This window comes from Neobacillus sp. BP17, from assembly GCF_059579525.1.
The window spans coordinates 1,377,055-1,396,703 of record NZ_CM184198.1 but is presented as its reverse complement, the minus strand read 5'-3'; the positions used below and the strand labels follow the sequence as shown (position 1 = coordinate 1,396,703).

18 protein-coding genes are annotated in these 19,649 nt (G+C 36.5%); 9 read left to right on the top strand and 9 right to left on the bottom strand.

The window, feature by feature from the left end:
- Nucleotides 1-74 precede the first annotated feature (74 nt).
- Together AC4QJR_RS06650 and AC4QJR_RS06645 are read left to right on the top strand one after the other, a co-directional pair.
- A complete protein-coding gene (locus AC4QJR_RS06650; RefSeq protein WP_375376737.1) occupies nt 75-1,403 on the top strand; it encodes a hemolysin family protein in 1,329 nt (442 codons plus the stop codon).
- A 292-nt stretch (nt 1,404-1,695) separates the two neighbouring features.
- A complete protein-coding gene (locus AC4QJR_RS06645; protein ID WP_098572136.1) occupies nt 1,696-3,060 on the top strand; it encodes a hemolysin family protein in 1,365 nt (454 codons plus the stop codon).
- A 142-nt stretch (nt 3,061-3,202) separates the two neighbouring features.
- Here AC4QJR_RS06645 and AC4QJR_RS06640 read toward each other — a convergent pair whose 3' ends face one another.
- A complete protein-coding gene (locus AC4QJR_RS06640) occupies nt 3,203-3,499 on the bottom strand; it encodes a hypothetical protein (RefSeq protein WP_098572135.1) in 297 nt (98 codons plus the stop codon).
- 433 nt (nt 3,500-3,932) lie between these two features.
- On the opposite strand from AC4QJR_RS06640, the gene AC4QJR_RS06635 reads away from it, so the two are divergent.
- Nucleotides 3,933-4,244: a HesB/YadR/YfhF family protein gene (locus AC4QJR_RS06635; protein ID WP_098572134.1), complete on the top strand. Its 312-nt coding sequence runs from the start codon at nt 3,933-3,935 to the stop codon at nt 4,242-4,244.
- Between the two features lie 72 nt (nt 4,245-4,316).
- Here the strand turns inward: AC4QJR_RS06635 and AC4QJR_RS06630 are convergent, their stop codons facing one another.
- Nucleotides 4,317-4,847, bottom strand: a complete 531-nt coding sequence (locus tag AC4QJR_RS06630; RefSeq protein WP_496525708.1) for a hypothetical protein — start codon at nt 4,845-4,847, stop codon at nt 4,317-4,319.
- Between the two features lie 198 nt (nt 4,848-5,045).
- Here AC4QJR_RS06630 and AC4QJR_RS06625 point away from each other — a divergent pair, with 198 nt between their 5' ends.
- Together AC4QJR_RS06625 and AC4QJR_RS06620 are read left to right on the top strand one after the other, a co-directional pair.
- Nucleotides 5,046-6,305: a DUF445 domain-containing protein gene (locus tag AC4QJR_RS06625; protein ID WP_496525707.1), complete on the top strand. Its 1,260-nt coding sequence runs from the start codon at nt 5,046-5,048 to the stop codon at nt 6,303-6,305.
- 142 nt (nt 6,306-6,447) lie between these two features.
- Nucleotides 6,448-6,813: a cytochrome-c oxidase gene (locus AC4QJR_RS06620; RefSeq protein ID WP_098572131.1), complete on the top strand. Its 366-nt coding sequence runs from the start codon at nt 6,448-6,450 to the stop codon at nt 6,811-6,813.
- 75 nt (nt 6,814-6,888) lie between these two features.
- Here AC4QJR_RS06620 and AC4QJR_RS06615 read toward each other — a convergent pair whose 3' ends face one another.
- Complete coding sequence (locus tag AC4QJR_RS06615; RefSeq protein ID WP_496525706.1) at nt 6,889-7,692, bottom strand: 5'-nucleotidase, lipoprotein e(P4) family; 804 nt, start codon at nt 7,690-7,692, stop codon at nt 6,889-6,891.
- Between the two features lie 167 nt (nt 7,693-7,859).
- On the opposite strand from AC4QJR_RS06615, the gene AC4QJR_RS06610 reads away from it, so the two are divergent.
- On the top strand, nt 7,860-8,492 hold the full coding sequence (locus tag AC4QJR_RS06610; protein ID WP_496525705.1) for a TetR/AcrR family transcriptional regulator: 633 nt from the start codon (nt 7,860-7,862) through the stop codon (nt 8,490-8,492).
- A gap of 61 nt (nt 8,493-8,553) precedes the next feature.
- The gene (locus AC4QJR_RS06605; RefSeq protein WP_496525704.1) at nt 8,554-10,785 is read left to right on the top strand and encodes an MMPL family transporter; all 2,232 of its coding nucleotides are present in this window, start codon (nt 8,554-8,556) and stop codon (nt 10,783-10,785) included.
- Between the two features lie 72 nt (nt 10,786-10,857).
- Here the strand turns inward: AC4QJR_RS06605 and alaP are convergent, their stop codons facing one another.
- Nucleotides 10,858-12,258: an alanine permease AlaP gene (gene alaP, locus AC4QJR_RS06600; protein ID WP_251456620.1), complete on the bottom strand. Its 1,401-nt coding sequence runs from the start codon at nt 12,256-12,258 to the stop codon at nt 10,858-10,860.
- A gap of 232 nt (nt 12,259-12,490) precedes the next feature.
- On the opposite strand from alaP, the gene AC4QJR_RS06595 reads away from it, so the two are divergent.
- A complete protein-coding gene (locus AC4QJR_RS06595; protein WP_098572127.1) occupies nt 12,491-13,801 on the top strand; it encodes a PucR family transcriptional regulator in 1,311 nt (436 codons plus the stop codon).
- Between the two features lie 129 nt (nt 13,802-13,930).
- A complete protein-coding gene (ald, locus tag AC4QJR_RS06590; RefSeq protein WP_098572126.1) occupies nt 13,931-15,064 on the top strand; it encodes an alanine dehydrogenase in 1,134 nt (377 codons plus the stop codon).
- 41 nt (nt 15,065-15,105) lie between these two features.
- Here ald and AC4QJR_RS06585 read toward each other — a convergent pair whose 3' ends face one another.
- The 5 genes from AC4QJR_RS06585 to AC4QJR_RS06565 all read right to left on the bottom strand — a co-directional run bounded on the left by AC4QJR_RS06585 (nt 15,106) and on the right by AC4QJR_RS06565 (nt 19,585).
- Nucleotides 15,106-15,336 carry a hypothetical protein gene (locus tag AC4QJR_RS06585; RefSeq protein ID WP_496525703.1) on the bottom strand — a complete coding sequence of 77 codons (231 nt, stop codon included), beginning with the start codon at nt 15,334-15,336 and terminating at the stop codon, nt 15,106-15,108.
- A 282-nt stretch (nt 15,337-15,618) separates the two neighbouring features.
- The gene (locus tag AC4QJR_RS06580) at nt 15,619-16,188 is read right to left on the bottom strand and encodes a 5' nucleotidase, NT5C type (protein WP_496526631.1); all 570 of its coding nucleotides are present in this window, start codon (nt 16,186-16,188) and stop codon (nt 15,619-15,621) included.
- On the bottom strand, nt 16,188-17,294 hold the full coding sequence (gene ribD, locus AC4QJR_RS06575; protein WP_496525702.1) for a bifunctional diaminohydroxyphosphoribosylaminopyrimidine deaminase/5-amino-6-(5-phosphoribosylamino)uracil reductase RibD: 1,107 nt from the start codon (nt 17,292-17,294) through the stop codon (nt 16,188-16,190). The genes AC4QJR_RS06580 and ribD overlap by 1 nt, the downstream gene beginning before the upstream one ends.
- Nucleotides 17,287-18,039: a GTP cyclohydrolase II gene (locus tag AC4QJR_RS06570; RefSeq protein ID WP_375376728.1), complete on the bottom strand. Its 753-nt coding sequence runs from the start codon at nt 18,037-18,039 to the stop codon at nt 17,287-17,289. Before AC4QJR_RS06570 ends, ribD begins: the two co-directional genes overlap by 8 nt.
- Before the next feature lie 130 nt (nt 18,040-18,169).
- Nucleotides 18,170-19,585: a SpoVR family protein gene (locus tag AC4QJR_RS06565; protein WP_496525701.1), complete on the bottom strand. Its 1,416-nt coding sequence runs from the start codon at nt 19,583-19,585 to the stop codon at nt 18,170-18,172.
- Nucleotides 19,586-19,649 lie beyond the last annotated feature (64 nt).

Genomic DNA, 19,649 nt, shown 5'->3' with positions numbered 1-19,649 from the left:
AGATTTTTTTTTTGAAATAATGTTTAGAGACCAACGGAAGTGAGGTGGCATACCTTACACCTGTAAGGTGATAGATGATTTGGATGAATGTATTGATTATTGTTATCCTAATAGCCTTTACCGCCCTTTTTGTTGCTTCAGAATTTGCGATGGTAAAGGTTCGATCCACAAGAATTGATCAATTATTATCGGAAGGTAATCCAAAAGCAGAAGCAGCTAAGAAGGTAATTTCAAATTTGGATGGTTATTTATCCGCCACCCAGGTGGGCATTACAATTATCTCCCTTATTTTAGGCTGGCTCGGGGAGCCTACTATTCGGGAACTGTTAGATCCAGTTTTTGACCTAATTCACATCCCTTTATCACTTAAACACATTATTTCGTTTATCCTTGCTTTCATTGTCATCACTTTTTTCCATGTCGTCATTGGTGAATTATCACCCAAAACGATTGCGATTCAGAAAGCAGAAGAAATTCTCTTGTTTTTTTCTCGACCTTTAATTTTGTTTCATAAATTGATGTACCCGTTTATTTGGATACTAAATAGGTCAGCGCGGTTTGTTACTGGACTTTTCGGGGTACAGCCCGCATCCGAGCACGATATTGTCCTTTCTGAGGAAGAATTAAGATTAATTCTCTCACAAAGTTATGAAAGTGGTGAAATAAACCAATCTGAATATCGATATATGGACCGAATATTCGAATTTGATAATCGGGTTGCTAAAGAAATTATGGTTCCCAGAACTGAACTCGTAACACTTTCAAAAGATGCATCCATGGAAGAAATTATTGAAATCGTTAAGGAAGAAAAGTATACAAGATATCCACTTATTGATGGTGACAAGGATAATATTTTAGGGGTTATTAACATAAAAGAAGTCTTAACAGATTGTATCCAGCAAAAATGCACTGGAGACCGACCGTTGCTTCCCTATCTAAAACCCGTCATTCATGTCATTGAAACCATACCGATTCAGGAACTTCTGCTCAAACTGCAAAAAAATCGTTCCCATATGGCTGTTTTATCGGATGAATATGGCGGGACAGCAGGTATTGTCACGGTTGAAGACATACTCGAAGAAATTGTTGGTGAAATACGCGATGAATTTGACTTGGATGAGCTTCCTCTTATCCAGAAAAAAAATGATGGACATTTTATTTTAGATGGTAAAGTTTTAATTAGTGAAGTAAACGACCTTCTCGGTACCACACTGGATGAGGAAGATGTCGATACGATTGGCGGCTGGTTTTTAACACAAAAATTTGATGTACATAAAGGTGACTCCATTGAACATGAAGATTTTGTATTTCAAATTCAGGAGATTGAAGGACACCATATCTTGTACATTGAGGTTTTTAAAGCAGATTCAGATGAAAAACAAACAGATGCTGCTCTTGAGTAGGATCTGTTTGTTTTTCATCTGAATTTTTGTAATATTTCGTCTTTATTGTTCATATTCACTATGTTTCTCCATAAAATATAGTTATCAACTAATATACTAACCAGAACGTTTGACTGTATAGTTCAAATTCTTTATAATTATTGTTAATTTATTAAATTGTCGAGGTGGTATGATGACCATTAGACGAGATTAGGAGAAAACTAGAAATTAATTCAAGGAAATAAGAGCCAATTTTTTTATCAAACTGGGAGGTGACTCCTTACCTGTCTAAAAACAGGATAAGGGAACTTATTTGGACATATTTAACTTGGTTATTATAGCCATTTTAATTGCGTTAACTGCTTTTTTTGTTGCTTCAGAATTTGCAATTATCCGAATTAGGAGCTCAAGAATTGATCAGTTAATTGAAGAGGGAAATTCGAGTGCAGTGACATCTAAAAGAGTAATATCTAATCTGGATGAATACCTTTCGGCCTGTCAGCTGGGAATAACCATCACAGCCCTTGGTTTAGGTTGGCTAGGTGAATCAACTTTTGAAAAGATTCTCCATCCAATATTCGAAAGTCTGAATATTCCAGCAAGCTTTAACCAAGTATTATCTGTTGGCTTTGCATTTGCTGCAATTACCTTTTTACATGTAGTTGTAGGGGAACTTGCTCCTAAAACATTAGCAATTCAGAAGGCAGAATGGATTACTTTGTTGGTGGCACGTCCGCTTGTACTATTTTACAAGGTAATGTATCCCGTTATTTGGCTGCTTAATGGCTCTGCACGAATTACGACTAAATTTTTCGGTCTTAAGCCTGTATCAGAAAATGAAATTGCACATACAGAGGAAGAACTTCGAATTATCCTTTCTGAAAGCTACAAAAGTGGTGAAATTAACCAATCTGAGTTTAAGTATGTAAATAAAATTTTTGAATTTGATAACCGTATTGCCAAAGAAGTTATGGTTCCAAGAACAGAAATCGTATCCTTATCTAAAGAAGATACACTTGAAACCTTTCTTCAGGTATTACGCGAGGAAAAATTTACACGATATCCCATCATTGATGGGGATAAGGACCATATAATCGGGCTTATCAATATAAAAGAAGTAATGACAGATATAATTGGCAATGAAAAACTATCAGAGCGGACACTAGAAAACTATACTCGACCAATTATTAGAGTAATAGAGACGATTCCAATCCATGACCTATTAGTAAAAATGCAAAAAGACCGCGTTCACATGGCAATATTAATGGACGAATATGGTGGTACTTCGGGACTTGTAACAGTTGAAGATATCCTCGAAGAAATTGTTGGGGAAATTCGTGATGAATTCGATATGGACGAAATTCCAGAGGTACGTAAAATTAAAGAGCACCATTATATTATTGACTCTAAAGTTTTAGTTAGTGAGGTTAATGACCTTTTGGGAGTAGAAATTGACGATGAAGATGTGGATACAATTGGCGGCTGGATTCTAACCGAAAATTACGAAGCTAAAGAGGGCGATGTCCTCCTTCATGACACTTATTCCTTTAAAATTCTTGATATGGAAGAGCATCATATTCGTTATATTGAGGTCACGAAAAACGCCAGTAATGATGCCAGTAATGACGAGAATGTTAGTCAACAAGTTTCAATATCCAATTCAGAAGTGCTTTCTTAAAACATTCTACCAGACGGATTTTTACCCGTCTGGTTTTTTATATGATTCCACAGGACCTTAGACCCAGCAAACGTTTTCTAACTAAAAACAATGAGGACCAGATTTTTATCAATCTGATCCTTTAACCAACTTCCTGCAATGATTATCTAGATTTAAATATAATCATTTCCTCTTCTATTTTAGCAATTTTAACTAAATGAGAATCAAGCCGTCGGTTGATATGTTGAATTTCGTTACTATGTGTTTCTTCAATGCGTTGAAGCGATTCCTTGATATCAGAAAGGTCAATTTGATTTACTTCTACACGGTGTTCTATGCTATCCATTTTTTCAAGCCGGGATAACCGTCTTTCAATACTTTCTAATGTTTCATTTAAGGTACGGAATAAACTTTTTATGTCATTAACATTATCTGTTAGCTTATCGATTTCTTGTACCATCGGAGGTCCCCCCTTCGTTCTTGCCCTTATCTTATCATTATTTTCACTATAAATATGTTACAATATCAGCAACACTTGATTGAAGTGAACAATGATTTAAATTTTCCAAACCCTTAATACATATCCCCCGCATCCACACTTTTATCCATATATTCCTCCATTAAAGTACTATTTATTAGTTATTAAAACCTTTTTTGAAAAAAAAGTTGTGAATCTTTGCACACAAGTGAACGTTTTAAGAAAAATAAATGAACATTTTAAAAAATCTTAATATCGAAGGACCTGTCCGTGAATAAAATCACATGCAAAACTATATAAAAGTTATAATCTTTCATTATAGGGAAATGGAAACAGACGATACTAGCTTAAACCAAGACATCCATTTCTTTCCTTATTGGATCAATACTTAATAGGAAAAGGTTGGTGCTTTTAGATGTTCATTTCTATTGATGAAAGAGCTGCCACATGGTTTACAAATGAATTCGAATTTAACAAACCATTTTGTATTCGGATGTTCCCACAATACGCTGGGTTTGGAATAAAGCATAAAGGCTTTACCCTTGCTTTTTCAGCGGAATCCCCTGTTCATGTTGGATATTCTAAAGAAATTAATGGGATTACCTTCTTTGTTGAAGAAAATGATGTTTGGTTCTTTGAAGATACTAAAACATCCTTAACTATGGATAACCATCTAGATGAAATTATGGTCACATACCACAAACTCCCAAGCTTAGCGGTAAATTAAATCGATATTAAGACAATAAAAAACAAGCCAGCATTTATGGCTTGTTTTTTATCTATGAGTTTGGATTGGATATTAATTCACTTGTTTGTCGAGGCCTGGCGGAAGTAATTTTTCACTTTCAAATACTTTACCAAGTTTTTCCTCCCCTTGTGTGAAGGTTGCAGTAGCTGCATCAAAATTAGGGGTTTCCTTTTTTAATTCATCTGCTTTAGCTTGGTATGAAGCCGCAAAATCCTTAATCGCCGCATCAAGATCTGCTTTTTTATCTTTTAATGATGCAGGAATTTGATAAGTATTTAATTCGGCTGCAACCGAAGCTGCCGATTCACTTGCTTTAGCTCGATCTTCAGCATTCGGTAATTCCTCAGGTGTTGCATCTTCCTTAGTTGCCTTTGCAACATAAGCATTTAAATCAGCATCTTTTGCGTTAATTTTATTACCAAGATCCATATAAAATCTGACTAATTCCTTTTTAACATCTACTTTAGATGCAGTTTCTTCCGTAGTTTCCTTCTTGTCTGTTTTTGCTTCATCATTGCTTGAGCAGGCAGATAAGCCAATAGCCATCATAATCGCTGACACAAATAACAAGAACTTTTTCATTTCCATTACTCCCTAATTTGCTTTTTTGAAACCTTGTTCATTTTACAATATTTTATTATATTAAAAAAGCATTAAGTGTTTCCTTCATAAGATTTAGCAAATAATCCAATAATAAGTAATTTTTTTTGCTTTTTTTTTAGTAAAATTGAGATAATAGCAATAGACAATAATATTTCTCAAAAATGAGGGGTTTCAAAGATGGTAAAAAGTAAGAATAAAAAAACACAGCATTTAGCAACCATTTTCCTTGCTGTGATGGGGATCGGCTTTCTAGCCACAATTCCAATAAAAGAGTCAATCTGGGGAATTATCCTGCAGGGGGGATTTGAAGCGGGTCTAGTAGGTGGACTTGCCGATTGGTTTGCCGTAACAGCATTATTCAGGCATCCACTAGGTATTCCAATACCACATACAGCCCTGCTGCCAAAAAATCGGAATAGAATTATCGCTGGAATCATTTCCATGTTAGAAAATGATTGGCTCACCAAAGAGAGCATCCGTAGAAAAATTGAGACCATTAATTTTACTGATAAAATATTTGACATCATTGACAATGAATTACCTTCTCCAGCAGTCCAAAAGAATTTCATCACGATGGCTAAACATTTGCTAAAAATTTTTGATATATCAAGATTTGCTCCACTGCTAGAAGAAGAAATAAAAGATAGAATCCACGAAATCGATAGTAAGAATTTTCTTCCTTTGCTAATAGACCAAGTTAAGATCAGAAATTATGATGAAAAAGCTCTTGATTACTTACTTAAAGAAGTTGATGAATGGGCAAGAAAGGATAGTACAAAGTATAAACTCGGCGGGCTTGCGGTCGATGCTGTCGAAAATATTAAAGCGGATGGATTTATGCAATTCGCCTTAAAATCGTTTAGTAATTTGGTTAACGAAGAGAAATTAGGGAGTATAATCCAAAGCCTTATTTTAAAAGGGGTAGCTAGCTTCAAAGACCCGCTAAATCAAAATCGCCAAACATTAATGATTCATATTGACCATAAACTGCAATCGTTAAAAAATGATCAGAAGGTCTACGATGAACTTAATAATCTTAAAACACAACTGGTTGATAAATGGAATCTACAAGAACAAATTACTGGCTTATTAGCTCAGATAGAACAAAGAGCTTATGATTTTATTGATAAACCCAACTTTTATAATGACTTTCTCCTGCCAATTGTTAAAAATGGCTTAGATGGGATCAAATCAGATCCAGAAAAAATTCTTGCGATTGAAGCCTGGATTAAGAACCATATTTCTAGTTTTGTTGATAAAAATCATTCAAAAATTGGCATACTTGTCAAAGAAAATTTAGAAAAACTGGATGATAAAACACTTATTAAAATGGTTGAAACAAACGTTGGAAAAGACCTTCAATGGATCCGAGTAAATGGTGCGGTCTGTGGATTCTTAATAGGGCTTGTCTTAGTTGGTATTAAAGCGATTTTTTAATTCTCTACCAAAAAGCTGCAAAGTGTGCAGCTTTTTTTTATTAAATTCTTATTTTGTCCTCTTAAATCAAAGTTCTTTTTCAGAAAAATCCTACATATTTACTACTGTAGTCATACTTCTAACGTAAAAAGGAGGCTGAAAAATGGCAATTAGGTTAATTAAAATTTCTGTGGTGTATTTTGTCATTGGGGTTTGCATGGGTATGTATATGTCTATGAAGGAAAGTTTTGACTTCACCCCTGTTCATGCCCATATTAACCTATTAGGTTGGCTGACTATGGCTGTTGCTGGTCTCATCTACGTTGGTTTTCCAAGTGCTGCAGAAACAACACTCGCAAAGGTTCACTTCTGGATTCATAATATTTCTTTGCCTATTATGATGATAGGACTCTCGTTTTTAGTATCTGGGACCGAAAGTGCTGCGCCTGCAGTGGCTACTGGAGGTACATTGATGGTATTAGGAATCATTGTCTTTGCCATTAACATTCTTAAAAATGTAAGGAGTTAGCTGCTCTTTTAGTACTTTTCGATATTTTACAATGTACAACAAAAGACGCCATTTTTTTTTGGCGTCTTTTAATTTCTAGTGGTAAGTTTCTAATAATTTTCTTCTAAGTTTGTTTTTTTCTTCATCCGATATCTTGTAGTTATAGTTATAAATAGCCCCTTCCCAATCTCCATACATCGGGTTGGGAAAGAGGATTAGCTTTTTCCCGAATTCTTCCCTATACGTATCGACCATCTCATTTCTTTTTGTAAATGATAATTTATCAAATTCACTGAAGTCCCCGAGGTTATCACCAAATAATAAAAGAATTTCATGTGTTTTCGCCACTTGACGGCGGCGTGTTTCTTTGCCAACTTCACCAGGTTGAATTAATAATACATGATCAACATCCGCTTGTGGCGCACCCACACTTTGCAAATTCTTAATCGAAGCATCTTTTTGTGATTCATAACGGTTAGAAATGTAAAAAATCTCCACTCCTAACGATTTTGCATACTGCAAAAATTCAATGGCACCCGGCAGTGGTTTTGCTTCAGCCCGCTTAAACCATTCATTCCAATTAAAAGGTATTTTCCGTCCGGCCAACACATACCATGCTTGGTGGGGACTGTTATCTAGTAGGGTCTCATCGATATCAAGGACAATTGCTGGTTTCAAGGTATTCCTGCCCCTTCTTTCCCTCAGGATTTCGTCCAATCTCATTTTTCCAATGTTATAGCCTTGATAATATAATCCTTTTGCCTCCCCAGCTTTTTGAAACCAAAGCACCGACATCGTATTTTGTTCAGACAAACTAGTCATTGTTACTGCTTGCGCGCGAAAATTGGTTAAAGAAATAATAAAAAATGTTGCAGTGATAATTTTTAGAATTCTATTCAATACCAACACCTATCCCTCATTTAATTTTCAATATTAGTATGTGAAATAGGAATAATTCCAATCATCCATCGGGATTCTTCTTTTTTGCCACTTTACTTCTTTCTCCAGTTTCGATATATTTTACTTATCACCTGATAAGGTAATCATTATGAAAGGACCAAATTTAAATGAGCAAGATAAACATACAAGCGAAAGCAATAGATCCTAAGGAAACGTACCAATTGATTATTCATACTGCACGGAGCTTATTCATGGAGCTAGGTTATCGCGCCGTATCTACAAGACAAATTGCTCAAATTTGTGGTGTGACACAGCCGGCTATTTATCATCATTTTAAGAACAAGCAGTCACTGTATGTTGCTGTGATGCAGCAAACCCTTCATCAAACTGAACTTGACTTAAATGCACTCTTATCTCAGTTTACAACCTTTCAAGAAAGACTTACTCAAATGACAATCTATATGTCGGCGCATTTTGAAATGGATATGGGACAAATGTTTCACGATATTTCACATGAGCTGCATCCGAACGAACAACGGCATCTCTTTCAATCGTGGGCCAAGGCCTTTTTAACACCTTTTGAGCAAATGATAAATGACGGGGTTTCAACTGGAGAAATTAAAAAACCTGAATTGATGAATACAAATACTACTGAAATAGCCTATTTGATATTAAATATTATTAAATCCATTCTAGAGCCAGAAAATACTACTAGAATCTCTACAGAGGAACGACAAAAAAAGGCCGAGGAAAAAACCAAATTAATGGTTGAAATTTTTATTAATGGAATTAGAGCATAATTTTATATTTTTTTACCCATTCCTTATCAATCGATAAGGAAAAAAGATCGGAGTGAACAAATTGGAAAAACAATGGTTTAAGAAGTATGGTAATGCTGTTAGTGGGAAGAAAGGCAGATGGGTCGTTCTTATTACATGGCTGATTCTTGCAGCCGTTTTAAATACCACTTTGCCACAAGCAAATTCTCAAAAGAATGAGATGGCAAAAAATCTAGAATCAACCACACCTTCACAACAAGCGAAAATTGTTGCAGAGAAAGAATTCCCGACAAGTTCAGGTACTCCGGCCCTGTTAACTTGGTATAAATCAACAGGAATTTCGGAAGGTGATCTTTCACTTATTCAAAAGTATTCCAAGGAATTAGACAAAAATCCAGTAGATTCACAGGATTCTATTGTACCTTTTTATCAATTCCCACTCCCTGTACTTAAACAGCAGCTTTCAGAGGATGGTACTACCTTAATTTTACCTATTACGTTTAAAAAGGATTCAGACAAGGAGCAAATGGCTGATGGCATATTAACATTCAAAGAAAAAGCTGCTTCTATTTTTCCGGAGAATCCAAATAAAGCAAAAATGGGGGATAAAGATCAACTACTATTAAGAATTACTGGACCTGCAGGCGTTTCAACAGATGCAACAGCATTATTTAGTCAAGGAGACCTCTCCTTACTATTTGGAACAGTCGCTATTGTTCTCGTCTTATTACTACTAATTTATCGTTCACCGATTTTAGCTTTGATTCCATTATTAGGGGTTGGGATTGCCTATGGTGTCATAAGTCCCATTCTAGGTGGAATTGCAAAGGCTGGATGGATTGAAATGGACTCACAAGCCCTTTCGATCATGACGGTACTACTTTTTGGTGCAGGAACTGATTATTGTTTATTTCTCATTTCCAGATTTAGAAGTAATCTACTTGAGGAAAACAATAAGCTGACCGCTATGAAACTCTCATTAAAAGGCGCATCTGGTGCTATTGCAATGAGCGGGCTAACGGTTGTTTTCTCACTGCTAGTGTTATTACTATCTGAATACGGTGCGATCCACCGCTTCGCCATTCCATTTAGCTTATCTATACTAATCATGATGGCCGCTAGTCTAACGTTAATACCGGCACTCTTAAGTATTATTGGCAGAGCCTCCTTTTATCCGTTCATGCCGCTGACTAGATCTATGCAAGAAGAACGCGCCAAAAAGAAAGGAAAAACACTACCGCCTCAAAATAATAAAGAAGGATTTGGTGCACGACTAGGAAAACTTATCGTGAAAAAACCAATTGAGTTAATGGTAATTACGTTATTATTTCTAGGTATTTTTGCATTCTTTTCATCCAAAATTGTCTATACCTACGATACCTTATCTTCTTTTCCAAAAGATATGCCATCAAGAGAAGGGTTCAAGATCATTTCAGAACACTTTAATCCAGGTGAACTAGCACCTGTTCAAGTAATCGTGCAAACTGATGGGAAATCAAACGCTGTAAAAGAAGATTTAGAGAAACTAACTTTCGTTGAAATAGTTTCTGAAGGGGAACAGGGAGTAAAAAATAGCAATATAATTAGCTATAATGTAGAAATGAATGTTAACCCCTACTCAAATAAAGCAATGAGTCATATTCCAGACCTTCGCACAACAGTAGAGAACAGCTTAAAAAATGCTGGAATTGTGAAAACATCTGATCATGTTTGGATTGGGGGTCTAACGGCTGAACAGTATGATACCAAACAGACAACCAATCATGATAGCAGCATCATTATTCCGATCGTTATTAGTATCATCGCTGTATTACTGCTTGTTTATCTTCGTTCAATTACAGCCACAGCTTATTTAATTGGAACGGTTCTATTATCATACTTTAGTGCACTTGGACTCGGTTGGGTACTACTTCATTATATTTTTGGAGTTGAAGCGATCCAAGGATTTATTCCGCTTTATGCCTTTGTTTTTATCGTGGCATTAGGGGAAGATTATAATATCTTTATGATTTCGAGTATATGGAAAAAAAGCAGGCATTTGCCACTTCTTCAAGCCATTAAGGAAGGTGTCGCTGAATCTGGCTCAGTTATCACTTCTGCTGGTTTAATTCTAGCTGGAACATTTGCGATATTAACAACCTTACCTATTCAAGTCCTTGTACACTTTGGAACAATTACTGCAATCGGTGTTTTATTGGACACCTTCATTGTACGACCATTACTTGTTCCATCCATCACCGTTTTACTGGGAAAATGGGCCTTCTGGCCGTCCAAAAGGGCCATGGCAGCTGTAAAAGAAAATTCAACGAATTAATATTTGCCATAAATAAAGCAGTGGGGATCAAACTCTCCCACTGCTTTTTCTTATAGTAAACGATGATAATTTTTAGCTTACTCGTTCATCAACCTTATCCTGGTTTGAATTTCGTTTATGGAATCCTTTTGTATAGTAAACCGCGACCAAGAAAACTAAGAATAAAGGTCCAATAATTAGTGCAATCCGAGTATCTGGATTATACGCCATGAGACCAATGACGAAAGCTAAGAAGGCTAATGAAAGATAAGAAGTAAACGGAAACAATGGCATCTTATATTTTAAAACCTTTTCCTCAGCGGGCTTTAAAGTTTTACGATAGCGAATTTGCGATAAAAGAATAACTCCCCAAGTCCAAATCGCTCCAAAGGTTGCGATACTCGTTACCCAAGTAAAAACTTTTGCTGGGACAATATAATTTAAGACAACACCAATTAGTAATGCACCTGCAGAAGCTATGACTGCAACACCTGGAACACCACTTTTAGTTACTTTCGCGAAATTCTTAGGTGCCTCATCATGCTGTGCTAGATTAAATAACATCCGTGCCGTACTAAAAATTCCACTGTTACACGATGACAATGCTGCTGTAAGTACGACAAAGTTTATAATACCTGCTGCCCCCGGGATCCCAATTTGTTCAAAAGTAAGTACAAACGGACTGCCTTTTGTACCAATTTCCTCCCATGGATAGATGGACATGATCACGAATAGTGCACCTACGTAAAAAATAAGAATACGCCAGAATACCGAATCAATGGCTCTTGAAAGAGACTTTTCAGGGTTTTTAACTTCCCCAGCTGTAACACCAATCATTTCAATTCCTAAATAGGCAAACATAACCATTTGTAATGATAGCAAAACACCCTTAATTCCGTTCGGGAAAAGACCGCCATGTTCCCATAAATTCTTAATGCCGGTAGCGATTCCCCCGTTGCCAATTCCAAAGAAAATCATTCCAAGACCAATGGCAATCATCGCAATAATCGTAACAATCTTAATAAGCGCAAACCAAAATTCTAATTCACCATACGCTTTTACAGCTAGAAAGTTGACCCCTGCCATGATCACAAGTGCTGAGAGTGCCCAGATCCAACGTGGAACATCTGGGTACCAATACTCCATGTAAATTCCTACAGCCGTGATTTCAGCCATGCATGTTACAACCCATAAAAACCAATAATTCCAGCCTGTGATATACCCAGCAAGTGGACCTAAATAATCCCTAGCATATTTACTAAAAGAACCAGCAACCGGTTTTTGAATCGCCATTTCGCCCAATGCACGCATGATAAAAAACATAATTAGTCCAGCAACCGCGTATCCAACCAAAATACCTGGCCCCGCCATTTTTATTGCGGTTGCAGATCCAAGAAATAGTCCCACCCCGATGGCTGCCCCTAAAGACATCAAGGTGATATGCCTTTCTTCCAAACCACGATGAAGCTCTTTACCCTGAGTGTTCTTACTCATATAAATCCCCCTTATAAATACACTTTAACACTTTCTCATCCCATAGAAATAATTTCTTTGCTTTTTTACTATAGCAATCTTAGTCTTCACTTTTAAGTCTTTTATTACTTAATCCTCCTTATTACCTAATTGTTACCGCTTTCAAAAAGAGTAATTATGAAAATATTTTCTCTTTTTGAATTACTCGGAATCATTTTAACATTATAGCACATTATTTATTTTGTAAAAATAAATGAAATTATCATATTTTTTTTGTAAAATTAAACAAAGGGATTTTTTATATTTTAATCTGGGGGTAATCGTTCTGAATACTAGACTACCTGATCCATTTAAGACTGCCTTCGAAAGCTTAGATGAATTTGCTGACCTTATTAGTCAGGTACTAATGTGCCCTATTACAATTGAGGATGCAAATCACCGTCTACTTGCCTATAGTACACATGATGAACGAACGGATCCTGCGAGAATTTCTACTATCATTGGACGAAGGGTGCCGGAAAAGGTTATTAATCAATTATGGAAAGAAGGAACAATTCCTGCTTTACTAAAGACCCAAGAACCGATCCGTGTGAAAAATATAAGTGACATCGGTCTTAACAATAGAGTCGCCATTTCGATTTGGAAACAAGACGAAGTGATTGGATTTATTTGGGCAATTGAAATTGATAAGGTTTTAACAGAAGGGGATTTTATTCTTTTAAAGAAAGCCGCAGATTCCGCAAAAAATAAACTATTACAGCTTCAGACGAGAAAGAACAAAAAAGAAGAACGTTCACAAGAATTCTTTTGGAAACTTTTAACAGGTCATCTTAAAGTAAAAGAGGAGATTTTCGATCATTTCCACTCACTACAATTAACGCCACCCGCCTTTTTTGCAGTTCTTGTTTTTCAGTTTCAGGAAAATATCACGAACAAAGTAGAGCAATCGATATCATATCTGTTAAAAACCAATCAAAGAATAAAAATTATTCTTTACACAATAGACTGCAATCAACTCATTCTAATGGTATCCACCACGACTATTGAGAACCCTTTCAATGAACTGGAACAATTTGCAAAATCCTTTGTTCTTCAAATGAGTGAGAGATATGGAATCAAAGAAATCAAACCAAGCTATAGCAGTATTTATGAGGATTTTCTACAAACAAGCAAGGCCTATAAAGAAACATTAGCTGTTTTAACAATTAAAGAAAAGTTCCCATTAGAGACTAAGGATATTTTTACCTATCAAAAGCTTGGCATCTATCAAATAGTAGATCTTATTTTAGAAAAAAGACAAACTGATGCCTATGAAAATTATGCCTTAAAAAGGCTTCATGAATACGATCAGAAACACAATAGCAACTTGGTCGAAACATTAGAGGTTTTCTTAAATAAAGATAACAACATAAATGATGCAGCTAAGGAACTAAATGTCCATGCTAATACATTAAACTATCGGCTTAAACGTATCACGGAAATTGGGGATATAAATTTAAGAGATCCTAATCAAAAGATGATTCTTTTCATAGATTTAAAGCTGGAAAAATATCAGGGGATTTGAACGGTTTGTGAAAATCCCCAAAAAGAATGATTATCTTTCTCTTTTCTAAACAAAGAAATTCTCTAGGAAACATTCTATACTTTAGCCATAGCAAGACACTTATATGTAACTAGGGGAGGAAATTAAATTATGTTTATTGGGGTACCTAAAGAAATTAAAAATAATGAAAATCGTGTAGCACTAACTCCTGCGGGTGTTGTTTCATTCTTAAATGCTGGCCATAAAGTATTAGTGGAAAAGGACGCAGGAATTGGAAGCGGTTTCACCGACGAAGCTTATGCTAAAGCTGGTGCTGAAATCATAGATAGCGCTGAGCAAGTATGGACTAAATCTGATATGATTATGAAGGTAAAAGAGCCTCTTTCAAGTGAATATAAGTACTTCCGTCAAGGTTTAATATTATTTACTTACTTACACTTAGCAGCAGAGCCAGATTTGGCTCAAGCTCTTAAAGATAAAGGTGTCATCGCGATTGCCTATGAAACTGTATCTATGAACCGTACTCTTCCATTGCTTACCCCAATGAGTGAAGTGGCTGGTCGTATGGCTGCTCAAATTGGTGCGCAGTTCTTACAAAAGAATAATGGAGGCCTTGGCATTCTTCTTGCAGGTGTTCCAGGTGTTAACCGCGGAAAAGTTACTATTGTCGGCGGAGGAATTGTTGGAACCAATGCCGCAAAAATGGCTATCGGGTTAGGTGCAGACGTGACAATCATTGACTTAAGCGCAGATCGCCTTCGTCAATTAGATGATATTTTTGGAAATCAAATCAAAACATTAATGTCTAATCCTTTCAATATTGCCGAAGCAGTCGCAGAAGCTGACCTTCTTATCGGTGCTGTATTAATCCCTGGTGCCAAAGCACCTAAGCTTGTTACTGAAGAAATGGTTAAATCAATGAAACCTGGTTCAGTAATCGTCGATGTTGCAATTGACCAAGGTGGTATCGTTGAAACAATCGATCATGTAACAACACATGATAATCCAACATTTATCAAACATGGTGTTGTCCACTATTCAGTTGCAAATATGCCTGGGGCTGTACCTAGGACTTCAACAATGGCCCTTACAAATGTAACGGTACCATATGCATTACAGATCGCTAATAAAGGTGTTTTTAAAGCCATTTCTGAAAATGCTGCATTATATCTTGGGGTTAACGTGGCTAACGGTGAAATTACGTATGAAGCAGTGGCAAAAGATCTTGGCTATGATTATGTAACAGTAGAGAAGGCCTTAGAAAAAGAACTTGCTTCAATTTAATATTCGTATAAGAAGGCAGCTATTTAATCAGCTGCCTTCTTTTACTTTGGTTTTTCATAAACTGAGTTGCTGCGTTCAAATCCTGGTGGTCTTTGGACAGTTTTCATGATTTCAAAGGCAATCGTGTCCGAACTTCGGTCGCCTTCGGACTGCATTCGTGATTTCAAAGGCAAGTCCTGTCCGAACTTCGGTCGTCTTCGGACAGTTTTCATGATTTCAAAGGCAATCCTGTCCAAACATTGGTCGTCTTCGGACACCTTTCGGGATTTCAACGTCAATCCTGTCCGAACTTCGGTCGCCTTCGGACTGCATTCCGGATTTCAAAGGCAATCCTGTCCGAACTTCGGTCGTCTTCGGACAGTTTTCATGATTTCAAAGGCAATCCTGTCCAAACATTGGTCGTCTTAGGGAACCTCTCGTGTTTTCAAAGGCAAATCCTGTCCGAACTTTCGTCTTTGGACACCTTTCGGGATTTCAAAGACAATCCTGTCCGAACTTCGGTCGTCTTTGGACAGTTTTCATGATTTCAAAGGCAATCGTGTCCGAATTATATTTTATACCTTTTCTGTTATGATTCCCTCAAGTTCACTCCAATTTACAATTCGTGGTAAGTTCAAATGACGATTATAGGATTGATCGCGAAGAAAAAGTTTTATGGATTCGTTTAATAAGGTATCTAATATTTCAGGTTTATCATCAAAATAATAATCGAGATGTAACTTTTTAATGATTTCTACCTTTTCATGATCCTGCATTCCGTAAAAAAATCTTTCATCATTAACAGGAAAGCCGTTTTCTCTCATCCATTCCTTCGTTCGTTCACCATGTTCTTTAGGCCTTGCTGTTATATAGTATATTTCGTGCCCGTTCTTCTCCAGTTGTTGTAAAGTTTCAACTGCATCAGGAAAGGCAGGGCATGATGTATAATAAATTTCTTCTAATGAATTATTCCACATTTCTTTCCCTTGTAGATCAGTCAATCCAAAAGGTTCATGTATTTCAACTCTTTTTAAGTTTTGAAAAATTTCAATTGGAACATTCTGATTCAACCTTTTATTATAGATATTAAAAGCATGTTCTCGTAGATTGATTAATGTATCGTCAATATCAAAACCAAATCTCATCACATAATTCCCTCTTTTGAATAGCTTGGGTAGCCAATAAATTTATAGTCTTTTCCTATTTTAATGATTGAAGTATCCACTAAATCTATTGCATCAGCCATTTTCTCTATTCCAGTTCCTTCAAGGAAAGTAGGTGCTTGCTTTCCACCGATTAATTTAGGTGCAAAGTATAGGATTACTTTATCAATACATTTATTTTCTAGAAAAGCTGCATTTATGGTACCCCCTCCTTCAATTAATACAGAGGAGACTAAGTTCTCACCTAAAATTTGGACCACTTCATTAGGATCAACTTTTTGCAATCCATTAGTGACAAAAACTTTTATCCCTAAAGACTTTAATGTTTCTTCCTTAGCCTTGTCATAATTCTTGCTTGTAAAAATCCACGTTTCTGCAAGGTTATCAGTGACAACTTTAGACCCTAGAGGAATCTTTAAGGTTGAATCCAGAATTACTCGAATAGGATTTCTCCCATTTGGGATTCTCGTTGTTAATTCAGGGTTATCTTCTATTACCGTATTTACACCTACTAGTATAGCCATATTTTCATTGCGAAGATGATGAACATCGGTTCTTGATTCTCCAGAAGTAATCCATTTACTGTTTGATGCGTAAGTAGCAATTTTTCCATCTAAGGTAACCCCTGATTTCAAAGTGACAAACGGTCTTTTCTCAACAATAAACTTATTGAACACTTCATTCATCCGATGGGATTCCTCTTGTAGAACTCCAATGATCACTTCAATTCCAGCATCTTTAAGTATTTTTACACCATTACCTGCAACAACAGGATTAGGATCAAGTGTCGCGATCACTACTCTTTTTAATCCTGCTTCAACGATTGCTACAGCACAAGGGCCTGTCCTGCCATAATGGGAACACGGTTCCAATGTGACATAAATGGTACCTCCCTTGGCCGCTTCACCAGCCATACGTAGTGCGTGAATCTCGGCATGTGGCTCTCCTGCTTTTAAATGTGCACCGATACCGACTACACGGTTTTCATTCACTATAACGGCTCCAACAAGTGGATTGGGGTCGGTTTGGCCTTTCATTGCTTTGGCATTTTTTATAGCCAAATCCATATAGAACTCATGATTAGTCATTTGGACAAGTCTCCTTATCTCTTAAATGACCCGAACGTCTAATTTTTGTCTGAAGATACTTCTCGTTATATTCAGATACATCTCCCCACAAAGGCTGCCGGCCTGAGACCTCTAAACCAGAACTTTTTAATGCTTCTAACTTTTTCGGGTTGTTGGTCATTAGTGTTACAGGTTTTGAGCGTAATGCTTTAAGAACTAAAATCGCATCTCCATAATTTCTTGAATCATCTACAAAACCAAGTCCTTCATTCGCTTCAACCGTATCATAACCATTTTCTTGAAGAACATATGCCATTGCCTTGCTAAATAAACCAATTCCTCTGCCTTCATGGTTAGCTAAATAGAATAGTGCTCCTGTACCATGTTCTGAGATCATCTTCATTGACTTTTTTAATTGAAATCCGCAATCACACCGTTTGCTTCCAAAAATATCACCTGTATGGCAAATCGAATGGAATCTTATGATTGCATCGTCTCCGTATTCAAAATCACCGTATACTAAAACACTAGATTGTTGGAACTCCGCTAAATTCGCCGAAGATAGTTTTTCAATAATTCTTTCAAAATCCTCCGTTACTTCATCACAATTCAGCCAGCAGTACCACTTAAAAACGACCGTTTCACCATATAAATTAACGGGAAGCCGAATCGGACCGACTAAGTATATCGCTCCTTTTTGTGATTTTATTAATTTAATTTTGTCTTCTAAAACAGAAAGCACATTAGGGCTTAGCGTTTGTTTCATCAATTTTATCCCCTTTTTAACATAGTGTTCACTTAAATAAATAATATATATTCATGAAATGATATTCCTGTTTTCTATTATCCTAAATAAAAAATAGGCTACCTTGATAGTACAAGATAGCCTCAAGAAATTACAAATATTTGCGATGCACCCCTTTACCATCATAGGAGAACAACATTTTTCTTTCTTCGATCATCGATTCAATATGGACAGGTCTTCCCCAAAGCTGCTGGATGTATGGAAGTACTTTCTCGAGATATTTAACATCAAGTTCCACGCCTTCATACCAATGCTTTAAATAAAGTTCACCATTCTTTAAATAGTCTCCATCATTAACCGTAATATATGGGAATCCGCCATTTACGCGCATATTGACAAGCTGATCGCGAACCTGTTCCCATTGTTTATCAACTATTTTGTAGTCCCTGCCTTGTTTTTGGAAAAGATACATATCTTCGCGCATGACCAGGTCCTTATTTAAATAATTTCGCAAGAAGGAAATATCAGACTCCACTTCTCTTACTTCAAATATCTTTTCTCTTCCAGACCCTGGCATTACTCCCCTTCGTATCATCTCTTCTGTCGGATTATTGTACCGCTCTTCGATATCCTCAAAAATCTTGATTCCTAAGTAATATGGATTGATTCCCGTTTTGGAAGGCTGCACCACGCCAGCATTCAGTTTAGCAAATTCAATGGCTTCGCCGCTTGTTAGATCCATTTCTCGTAATATCCGTTGATGCCAAAAAGAAGCCCAGCCCTCGTTCATGATTTTTGTTTCAAGCTGTGGCCAGAAGTAAAGCATTTCCTCCCGCATCATTGTCAAGATGTCTCGCTGCCAATCTGTTAATTCTCGACTGTAGGTTTCAATAAATAATAATAAATCCTTCTCTGGTTTCGGAGGAAATTTCCGTTTCCTTGGTTGATTTGTTTCCTTTTTATCCCTTTCATCTAATCCCCATAGATCATCATAGGGCGTTGCCGCTTGAACTTCATGTTCATCGTCTGACTCGTCATCTCCAATTGACCAAGATAATTTAGGTCTCATCAATGATGGATCAATGTGTTCATCGATGGCCAATACCGCGTCAAGGAAAGTTTCTACCTCCTTTTTGCCGTATTGAATTTCATATTGATGAATCCTTTCAGCCGTAGCTGCCATACTTTCGACCATATCCCGCTTCGTATTTTGAAAACGAACATTATTCTTAAAGAAGTCACAATGTGCTAAAACATGGGCAACAATTAATTTATTTTGTATAAGGGTGTTAGAGTCAAGTAAGAAAGCATAGCATGGATTGGAATTGATAACCAATTCATAAATTTTACTAAGGCCTAAATCATAATGAAGTTTCATTTTGTGAAATTGCTTTCCAAAGCTCCAATGTGAAAATCGGGTTGGCATACCATAGGCCCCAAATGTATAAATAATTTCAGCAGGGCAGATTTCATAGCGCATTGGATAAAAATCCAATCCAAACCCGGTTGCGATTTCAGTAATTTCACTGATCGCATATTCCAGTGCATTACGTCCTTCCACATTCATTAGCCATTCCCCCTTTTCCTCTTACCACAATGTATGAAGTAAAAAGGAGAATGATGAAACAAGA

Coding starts and splice junctions, on each gene's coding strand:
- AC4QJR_RS06650 (WP_375376737.1), top strand. CDS start 75: ATGATTTGGATGAATGTATTGATTATTGTTATCCTAATAGCCTTTACC.
- AC4QJR_RS06640 (WP_098572135.1), bottom strand. CDS start 3,499: ATGGTACAAGAAATCGATAAGCTAACAGATAATGTTAATGACATAAAA.
- AC4QJR_RS06635 (WP_098572134.1), top strand. CDS start 3,933: ATGTTCATTTCTATTGATGAAAGAGCTGCCACATGGTTTACAAATGAA.
- AC4QJR_RS06630 (WP_496525708.1), bottom strand. CDS start 4,847: ATGAAAAAGTTCTTGTTATTTGTGTCAGCGATTATGATGGCTATTGGC.
- AC4QJR_RS06625 (WP_496525707.1), top strand. CDS start 5,046: ATGGTAAAAAGTAAGAATAAAAAAACACAGCATTTAGCAACCATTTTC.
- AC4QJR_RS06620 (WP_098572131.1), top strand. CDS start 6,448: ATGGCAATTAGGTTAATTAAAATTTCTGTGGTGTATTTTGTCATTGGG.
- AC4QJR_RS06610 (WP_496525705.1), top strand. CDS start 7,860: ATGAGCAAGATAAACATACAAGCGAAAGCAATAGATCCTAAGGAAACG.
- alaP (WP_251456620.1), bottom strand. CDS start 12,258: ATGAGTAAGAACACTCAGGGTAAAGAGCTTCATCGTGGTTTGGAAGAA.
- AC4QJR_RS06595 (WP_098572127.1), top strand. CDS start 12,491: ATGAAATTATCATATTTTTTTTGTAAAATTAAACAAAGGGATTTTTTA.
- ald (WP_098572126.1), top strand. CDS start 13,931: ATGTTTATTGGGGTACCTAAAGAAATTAAAAATAATGAAAATCGTGTA.
- AC4QJR_RS06580 (WP_496526631.1), bottom strand. CDS start 16,188: ATGAGATTTGGTTTTGATATTGACGATACATTAATCAATCTACGAGAA.
- ribD (WP_496525702.1), bottom strand. CDS start 17,294: ATGACTAATCATGAGTTCTATATGGATTTGGCTATAAAAAATGCCAAA.
- AC4QJR_RS06570 (WP_375376728.1), bottom strand. CDS start 18,039: ATGAAACAAACGCTAAGCCCTAATGTGCTTTCTGTTTTAGAAGACAAA.
- AC4QJR_RS06565 (WP_496525701.1), bottom strand. CDS start 19,585: ATGAATGTGGAAGGACGTAATGCACTGGAATATGCGATCAGTGAAATT.